A 9,279-nucleotide genomic window follows, 5' to 3' on the forward strand; every position below is an offset into this window, starting at 1 on the left:
TGCATATCCAAATCCACAACATATGCAGTTTTCTTTGCCTCAATTATTTACAATGCTAACCACACCCTGGGCAGCTTCTCTCCTGTCAATTGCGGTTTATTGTTTGGTGGGATATTTTTCAACTTTTTACTTTTTGAAAAATATCCTTCGATTTCATTGGCGAGCAAGCATGCTGGGAGCTTTGTTTTTTACAGGGAATGGATTTTATTTTCAACACATGGCAGTTGGCCATTTAGGTTTTCAAGTATTCCCACTACTAAGTTTGATCCTGGTATTAGTATTTGACCGCTCTTTATCGAAGACAAAGGCCAGCTCTATTTTGGCTCTTATCGGTGCGTTATTGATCTATAGCGCGGGGTTCTATCCAATTGCAATATTTTTTCTATCATTTGGAATTACTCTTCCGGTTTTATATTTGATTGATCCTTCGATTTTTGATTGGAAACGTGTAGGCGCAATAACTGCCGGTGGTTTGAGCCTGGGATTATTACTTTCGGCATCCAAAATCTCAGCTGTATTGTCTTTTATGCGATATTTTCCACGAGAAATAACGGATAAATATTTGGTTGATTTGGGGCAAGCTTTTACAGGTCTACTGCTTCAATTGCTTGGGGTGATGAATCTTCTACCTATTTTCTGGCTGACCGGAAATAATGCCAGAGATCTTAGTGATTTTATGCGCTTATCAACCGGGGGATATTACGGTTTATGGGAGCTTGATATCTCAATTTCACCAGTTCTGATCGTGATAATTTTCGTGGGTATTGTCGAGGCTTTTATATTAATTAGAAAAAAGAAATTTCCACGATTGAGCAAGAAGCAATGGGGTGCAATAGCGGTCCTTCTCTTTGCAATCTGGGTTTGCATTGAGTTTATTTTTGCCAAGGGAATTTTATTTCAATTATTGAGTAATTTGCCCATTGTGGGATCTTTGCATGTGAATGTGCGATATGCAGCGGCGTTTATATTTCCATTGATCCTACTTGGGAGTGTGATCCTCAATAAATGGGCCCAAGAATGGAGCGAAAAGAGATTTCTTTGGATAAGTGATCTTCTTAGCCTGCTAACGATTGTATTTTTATTATTATATTTCTTTGTCGCGGATGAACAGTCCCGGGCATTTGATATGACTACACAGGCTGATTTCTATACTCGAGTGCGCCAGGGAGAAACATTCCCCATTCAGCGTGTTCAGAAAATGAAAGATTCTGAGGGATTAGTCGATGGGGTAAGCGGGCTTGAGACCTTTGATCCAATTTTTGGATATTATTGGGAAAATTTCAATCATGAACTGGAAGAAGGGGATGTGAAAAATAAATCTGATGGATACTATAATTTAACAAATCCAGCTGGTCTTGTATTTCCTGAACAGAATCAATTGTATTTGTTTGAGCGTATTTCAGTTGATGATGAAAAGAATCTAATCGCCTTTATTCAGCATTTTCGGCCGGATTGGCAAAGGCCACTCTATCAGCGTGTTTTTGATATCGTATCCATCTTTACGTGCCTTATCTTGATCGGTGCGTTGGGATTTATGGAATTTATACGGTTTCGGAAGCGTACTTAAATAATGCTGGGTAAATCAGAAAAAACTTTTCCTTGCCAGTCTCTTATGATATCGCGTATAATACGCCGAATAAAGGCATTGATGGGAACGAGTAAATTCACTTGATCTGCCAGCGAACTCGGGAATAGTGTGAGCCGAGCCAGGTATCTGGATTGAAAATCATCCCGGAGCCGCGATCTGAAATTGTATCCGCAAAAGTAGGAAAGCCGGAATCATTCTCCGTTAGCGGAATGAGAGTATAAGCCAGAAATGGCCGTACTTGCTGAGTGCCCGCTTCGGCGGGAAACAGAGTGGTACCGCGTGAGCATAGCTCTCGTCTCTGAATGAGGTGAGAGTTATTTTATTTACTGGAGGCTTTATGTTCAATCCTGTTTCCCCAAAACTTGACGTTGTTTTGATGGAAGAAAATATCCTGAAGCTTTGGAAAAAACAAGATATTTTCAAGAAAACAGCCGAAGAAAATGAGGATGGCCCGGAATATGTTTTTTATGAGGGTCCTCCGACAGCTAACGGCAAGCCCGGTGTGCACCATGTTTTGGCTCGTGCCTTCAAGGATATGTTCCCGCGCTACAAGATCATGCGCGGATACCACGTCTCACGACGGGGTGGCTGGGATACGCATGGTTTGCCCGTTGAGATCGAGGTTGAAAAGCAGCTTGGATTCACAAATAAACAGGAGATCGAGGATTACGGCATCGATAAATTCAATGAACTGTGCCGAAAATCGGTTTTTACCTATATACAGGATTGGGAGCGGCTGACGGATCGCCTCGCTTTTTGGGTGGATTTGAAGACCGCCTACGTCACTTTTACGGATGATTATATCGAATCCGTCTGGTCGATATTGAAGAATTTCTGGGACAGAGATCTGCTCTACCAGGGTTATAAAGTTGTCCCTTATTGCCCACGCTGCGGGACACCGCTCTCGGACCATGAGGTTGCTCTCGGGTATGAAGAGACCGTTGATCCTTCGATTTTTGTGCGGATGCCCCTGGTTGACGAGGAGGGCACATCTCTCCTGGTCTGGACGACAACCCCGTGGACCCTTCCGGGGAATGTGGCAGTCGCCGCTGCGCCTGAGGTGGATTATGTCAAGGTTGAGCGCGAACTCAGCTTAAACGGCAGCAAGTCCACTGAACGTCTGATTCTCGCCCGTGCTTTAATGGAAAAAGTTTTCGGTGATGAAAAAGTAAAGATAGTGGAATCCTTCAAAGGCAAGAAATTGAAGGGCGTTAAATATCAGCCCCTCTTTACTTTTATGCCTCCGGATAAACCTGCGCATTATGTCGTCCTTGGTGATTTTGTGACCACAGAAGATGGAACCGGGCTTGTTCATCTGGCGCCGGCATTTGGTGCTGAGGATATGGATGCCTCGATAGAGTTTGATCTGCCCGTCATCCAGACAGTTGCTCCCGACGGTTCATTCCTGCCCGAGGTTCGCCCGTGGAGTGGCGTTTTTGTCAAAGATGCAGATCCGCTGATCGTGGAAGATCTGGACCAACGCGGGCTGATGTTCCGTGTGGAGGAATATACCCATACGTATCCCTTCTGCTGGCGATGCAAAACACCGCTGCTCTATTATGCACGCCAAACCTGGTATATCCGCACCAGTCAATTTAAAGACCGCCTGGTTGCGCTTAATGATGAGATCAATTGGGTTCCCAATCATATCAAAAAGGGACGATTTGGGAATTGGCTTGAAAATAATATTGACTGGGCTTTGGGGCGCGAACGCTACTGGGGTACGCCGCTCCCTGTTTGGGTTTGTGAAGATTGCAATCATCAACAGGGGATCGGCTCTCGAGCCGAGTTATCTGAACTGGCAGGGCGGGACCTCTCTGATTTGGATTTGCATCGCCCCTATGTCGATGAAATTCACTTTCCCTGTTCAGAATGTGGCGGCAAGATGACCCGCGTTCCCGAGTTGATCGATGGCTGGTTTGACTCTGGCGCCATGCCCTATGCCCAATGGCATTACCCATTTGAAAACCATGAAAAATACAAAGAGCAATTCCCGGCAGACTATATCTGCGAGGCTGTTGACCAGACGCGGGGCTGGTTTTATTCCCTGCATGCTGTATCCACATTGCTAAACGACAGCGTTTCCTACAAGAACGTCCTTTGTCTTGGACATATTCTCGATGGTCAGGGCAAGAAAATGTCAAAGAGTTTGGGAAATATTGTTGAGCCCTGGGATGTTTTCGATACACAAGGGGCTGATGCCCTTCGCTGGTATCTTTACACTGCCAGCCCTCCCGGACAGGCACGCCGTTTCTCAGCCGATCTGGTTGGAGAGGTGGTGCGCACCTTCACCCTCACGCTTTGGAATGTGTATTCATTCTTTGTAACCTATGCCAATCTGGATAAGCCAACCCTGGTGAAACCTGCCAGATTGGATAATCTTCTTGACCGTTGGCTGCTCTCCTCGCTAAATACCCTTGTTCGGGATGTGACAGAGGCTTACGAAAATTACGATGTTCCGGCCGCGACCCGGCCGATCCAGGCCTTTGTTGATTCGCTCTCGACCTGGTATTTGCGATTATCTCGTCGGCGTTTTTGGCGTTCCGAAGCGGATGCCGATAAAGAGGCTGCCTACTATACGCTTTATACGGCTGTCTCAACGCTTTCCAAACTTCTCGCGCCCACAATGCCCTTTATCGCGGATGAAATCTACCAGAATCTCGTGCTCGGCGCAAATCCGAACAAACCTGAATCTGTCCACCTGGCAAGCTGGCCGGAATTTGAAGCTGATCTGATCGACGAGACCCTCAACCACGAGATGGATGTGGTCATGAAGCTGGTTTCACTCGGACATGCTGCCCGCCAGAAAGCAAATCGTAAGGTTCGCCAGCCCCTGGCTGAAGCTGCTTTTTCTGTTGGCAATGTGGATGAGCGCCATGCTGTTGAAACATATGCTGACCTTATCAAGGGCGAGTTGAATGTAAAAAGCCTCCGTTTACTGGGTGCAAGCAGCGAAGCGGTCACCTATAGCGTCAAGCCGTTGCCAAAACAATTGGGGCAAAAATATGGGAATAAATTCCCCGCTATCCGCAAGGCAATTATGGCGATGAATGCTGAAGATGCAGCTCGGACATTATTAAGCGGCGAGCCACTTCAGGTCACGATTGAAGGCGAAGCTTTGAATATCCTCTCCGACGAGGTTGAGGTCCAGGCCGCTGCCAAAGAGGGCTATGCAGTCTCATCTGATGGAGCTTATCTGGCTGCGTTGGTCACCGAGCTAACACCAGAATTGATCGCGGAAGGCCTGGCGCGTGAATTTGTTCGCCGTGTACAGGATTTGCGCAAAGCCGCCGAGTTTGATGTCTCAGATCGTATAAAGGTTTACCTCACAGCATCCACAGAAATCCAGGTGGCTGTAGATGCCTATCGCGAATACATCATGGGTGAAACACTGACAATTGAGCTGGTCTTTGAAGACGGACCTGTAGGAACAGTCATGGTTGACAGCAAATTCAACGGTGAGGATGCGAAAATTGGCCTGATCAAAGCATAGTGTGAGCAAATTTATTTCAAAGCAGGACAGGAAAGGTTTTGGCTGGCGGATATTTTTCATTGCGCTGGTTTTACGCCTGATCCCTGTCCTGCTTTATTATGATCTTAAAATTGGCCTGGATGACATGTTCCAATATTTGGGCCAAATGGGAACCGGGCTCATTTCCCTTACTAGGTCTCCTTGTGACTCTAATTCAAAAAATTCTAACCCCCAAACTCAATCTTGATTGGAAAATCGCCGTACTGACTATTGTCAGCACTACTCTGATGATTCTCGATAAATATCATATATTTACCTCATCTAAACTCCTTGACAGAACAACCCTGTATCTCATTATCCCCTTGTTGTTCATTCTTTTTATCTTTCGCGAGAATCCCAAAGATTATGGTTTCCAGCTTGGCGATTGGCGTGTTGGTTTAACTCTCACATTGTCAGGGATAATACTTGTGACTCCAATTCTCTGGTGGCTAACCCGAAGCAGTTTCGGTATGCAAAGCTATTATGAGGGCTATCTTGCTGGCCTCCCCTGGAACACTTTTTTTGATCTTTTGGGATGGGAGTTTCTCTTTCGAGGCTGGCTGCTCTTTGGTTACGCCCGTAAATTTGGTCCCGATGCCCTTTGGTTGCAGGCGGTACCATTTGCACTTATGCACGTCGGCAAACCAGAGATCGAAACCCTTTCTACCATATTTGGTGGATTTGTTTTCGGCTGGATTGCATGGAGAAGTAGGTCTTTTCTCTACCCTTTCCTTTTTCATTGGTACATTAGCTCATTCACGATATTGATGGCGGCAGGTATACTTGGATAACTTCACTTTGCGCCCGGCTCGCGAAACGGACTTTTCTTCAATTCGAAATTTGGTTCGCTCTACAAAGATTAATCCGACAGGTCTGAAGTGGCCGAGATTTATTGTCGCCGAAACGTCAGATGGCAAGATGATCGCTTGTGGGCAGCTCAAACCTCATATCGATGGCTCAACAGAAATTGCCTCCCTCGCAGTTCAGCCGGATTATCGTAATCTGGGCATTGCCAGAGCCATCCTTGAAAAACTGATGCTTGATGCTCCACGCCCCCTGTATTTGATGTGTAGGTCAGAACTCGGTTTGCTGTATGAAAAATTTGACTTTTATGCCCTTCAACCAGAAGAGATGCCACCATATTTTCGACGGATTTCAAAGTTGGCGAGCCTGGTAGATTTTTTGGCTCGCGAAGGAACTTCATTGCTGGTCATGCGCTGTGACTAAAGGTCAGGGATGAGAATATGAAAACGACTGCAAATACCATCTTGGGAATTTTGATTGGCTTACTGCTGGCCGGTGTGATCTGGCTTACAGCTCGTCAACCCAGCGGAGAGGCAGTTACGCTTCTCCCTCCACCCACACCTGCTCCCATTTCCATTCATATTACCGGTTCCGTGGTGGCTCCCGGTTTATACCATCTCCCGGAAGGTAGTCGCGTTGCTGATGCAATTCAGGCTGCTGGAGGATTTCTTCCCATCGCAGACAAGGAGAAAGTCAATCTTGCAGCCCTCCTTGATGATGGTGCTCAGCTCAATATTGAAAATCTTTCTTTTTATAATACGGGCGGCAGCAGCGACAGGGTTAATATCAACACCGCCAACCTGGATGAGCTTGATACATTGCCCGGAATCGGTCCCTCCACTGCCCAGGCGATCATTGACCATCGCCGACAATATGGACAATTTCAGCGGATTGACGAGATCACTAATGTGACTGGAATCGGCCCGGCGACCTATGACCGGATAAAAGATTTGATCACTACAGGTTTTTAGGATCTGCGATGCCCTTCGATCATTTTAATCTTCTCGCACCCATCTACGAGCGCGTTATCTCTCCCCCGGACATCGAATTGATGTTGAAGCATCTCGCTCCCGGGCCGGGAAGCCTTCTCCTCGATGCAGGCGGCGGAACAGGGCGTGTATCCGGTCTGTTGACAGAGTATTTTGGCCCTGTGATTTTATCTGATATATCGATGGGAATGTTGAAACAGGCCGGGGAGAAGAACGGTCTCCGGCCTGCTCGTGCCCTTACCGAGACCATGCCATTTGCCGGGGCTTTATTTGACCGCATCCTTCTGGTCGATGCGCTCCACCATGTCAATGACCAGGCTGAAACGGCGTCCGAGCTCTGGCGGATCCTCAAGCCCGGGGGGCGGATCGTTATCCAGGAACCGGATATCCGTCAATTTGCTGTCAAGCTGATCGCGATCGCAGAAAAGCTGGCGTTGATGCGAAGTCACTTCCTTGATCCACAAGCGATTACAGATATTTTCCTTTTTGATGGAGCAAAAGTTGAAATTTATTCCGAAGATTTTAGTGTCTGGGTGATCATTAAAAAAATGCCCGGCTAATATTTATGGAATTTATACAAAAAAGGCCTCCATCAAGGGAGGCTATTTTTATATATAGATCAAATCTTTGAAATATCTGAAATATTTGTTAGGTTGGGTGATTTCCAATAGAGGCCAGCTTTAATGCATAGAACGCGGGCCTTGGATTGAAACGCCTGTCAACCAAGCCAATTCTCGGATAGTAGCCCCGATCACTGTCAATAAATGTATCCAGAAAAACAGTCGTATTTTCCATCGCCAGACTTGCCTGATAAGCCTCAAGAATGAAAGATTGCAGTTGTTGATCATCCTCGAAGATAACACCCTCATCCAGGCGAGGTAATTGCAAGTTTATCAACTTGATCCGCTGGCTTTGTTGATCAATTTTATGCAAAGTATCGCCTGGGACATCCCAGGGGGAAACTCTAAAAGTCAGGCCGATTTCATCAGTCGAATTATCGATCGCGGATAATAATTTTTCTGCTTTGGCTGCGTCTTCAAATGAAAATCCGTGACTTGCGAAATGCTGGAATGTTTTTCCATCTCCATCATCTTCTTTGATGGGCACAACTGGCGCAATAAAGATTTGCCCAAAAAAGGCGGTTTGGGCATCTTTTACGGCAATATCAATTTGGGAAAGCATGTGCTTTGGGAAAATGATTTCCCAATTCACAATCAGGCTGCCGTGTGTTTCCATGGTTGTCAAAATATCTTTATCAGGGATGCCGAGGCTATAAACCGTAAACTCAAAACCCATTTTTGTAAAATCAGAAAGACGTAGCCGGACATCAGCATTTTCCAGATCGGCTATTGGCACTCTGAGAGAGGTTACGCCAAGTTCAAGGAGCGCATATAACAGCCAATCGCGGTATGCTTCTTTGCGTTTGAATTCGTCCAATCCATCGGCAGCAAGCTCAATCCGCCTCCCCCAGCCTCGACGCAAACTTACGCCGAACATCGGAGATCTTCCTCCCGCCATTTTATAAGGCTCGACCGGGGGCATTCCATTCTCAAGATCGCCCGCTCCATAGGTTCTGATCGGCAGGATTTCATGTCTGTCAGGGTAGACGCTAACCATAAAAAAGCCAAGCTTGGCGCTGTCATTCCGGCCAAATTCATCCCCGGGGCTAACCGTAGCAAGTTCTGAATATTCGGGGCGTACAAAGGCCGTTGAGGGCAGGCTGTAATAAGTAGTTTTTTTATGGATACCGACAAAGGGATTGTGGACGTGCCCTGAAAACACAGCCTCCACACCATAACGTTTAAAAAGCTCCAGTATCAAACTACGAGCAGGTTCATCAATATTATCGTAGTGAGTGGGTTCGTTCGGATCACAGATAAAAAGGGGATAGTGCATGAAAACAAATATGCGCAGCCCATTTTCTTTGGCAGTTTGAAATTCATTTTCGAGCCATGCAAATTGCTCGCCCTCTCGTTTGAAGCCAGAATTGATAATCGGTGTGTCGAGACATATAAAATGACAGGTATTGTTGGAGAAGGCTTTGTATAACGCTCCCCAGTGCTTTGAAAAAATTAAATGGCTCTCCTCTTCGATAACGGGCGCTGGCAGCCAGGCATTGGGTTTATCCCCAATATCATGATTCCCCGGTAATACGAATAATTTAGCTTCAATCTCTGAAAAGATCTCAGATGCCTTTGCGACTGCTTCTTCGTGGTTGCTCAAGGCTGGAATCGGGTGCACGACATCCCCAAGATGAATAACAAAACTGGGCTGATGATGGTTGATGCATCGCACAACATATTTTGCGCGCTCGATGGATAAACGATTTGATGCATACCCCCCTTCATCGGTAGCGTTAGGCAGGCGAATATGAGTATCTGAGATCA

At 46.3% G+C, this 9,279-nt stretch carries 8 protein-coding genes and 1 other annotated feature; of the genes, 7 read left to right on the forward strand and 1 reads right to left on the reverse strand.

Annotated features, from left to right (window positions below; translation table 11 throughout):
• The 7 genes from AC3DOM_RS09375 to AC3DOM_RS09405 all read left to right on the forward strand — a co-directional run.
• On the forward strand, positions 1-285 hold a 285-nt coding region (locus tag AC3DOM_RS09375; RefSeq protein ID WP_487918781.1), incomplete at its 5' end, for a hypothetical protein.
• A complete protein-coding gene (locus AC3DOM_RS09380) occupies positions 263-1,567 on the forward strand; it encodes a hypothetical protein (RefSeq protein ID WP_487918782.1) in 1,305 nt (434 codons plus the stop codon). The genes AC3DOM_RS09375 and AC3DOM_RS09380, both read left to right, overlap by 23 nt.
• Before the next feature lie 69 nt (positions 1,568-1,636).
• Positions 1,637-1,891 (forward strand) — a binding site (T-box leader).
• A gap of 34 nt (positions 1,892-1,925) precedes the next feature.
• Positions 1,926-5,081, forward strand: a complete 3,156-nt coding sequence (gene ileS / locus AC3DOM_RS09385; protein ID WP_487918783.1) for an isoleucine--tRNA ligase — start codon at positions 1,926-1,928, stop codon at positions 5,079-5,081.
• Between the two features lie 182 nt (positions 5,082-5,263).
• The gene (locus AC3DOM_RS09390; RefSeq protein ID WP_487918784.1) at positions 5,264-5,890 is read left to right on the forward strand and encodes a CPBP family intramembrane glutamic endopeptidase; all 627 of its coding nucleotides are present in this window, start codon (positions 5,264-5,266) and stop codon (positions 5,888-5,890) included.
• Positions 5,883-6,326, forward strand: coding sequence for a GNAT family N-acetyltransferase (locus AC3DOM_RS09395; protein WP_487918785.1), 444 nt, complete (start codon positions 5,883-5,885; stop codon positions 6,324-6,326). The genes AC3DOM_RS09390 and AC3DOM_RS09395 overlap by 8 nt, the downstream gene beginning before the upstream one ends.
• A 17-nt stretch (positions 6,327-6,343) precedes the next feature.
• Positions 6,344-6,874: a helix-hairpin-helix domain-containing protein gene (locus tag AC3DOM_RS09400; protein WP_487918786.1), complete on the forward strand. Its 531-nt coding sequence runs from the start codon at positions 6,344-6,346 to the stop codon at positions 6,872-6,874.
• An 8-nt stretch (positions 6,875-6,882) separates the two neighbouring features.
• Positions 6,883-7,452, forward strand: a complete 570-nt coding sequence (locus tag AC3DOM_RS09405; protein WP_487918787.1) for a class I SAM-dependent methyltransferase — start codon at positions 6,883-6,885, stop codon at positions 7,450-7,452.
• Positions 7,453-7,540: 88 nt separating this feature from the next.
• Here AC3DOM_RS09405 and AC3DOM_RS09410 read toward each other — a convergent pair.
• On the reverse strand, positions 7,541-9,279 hold a 1,739-nt coding region (locus tag AC3DOM_RS09410), incomplete at its 5' end, for a metallophosphoesterase family protein (RefSeq protein WP_487918788.1).

The organism is Candidatus Desulfolinea nitratireducens (genome assembly GCF_982879505.1).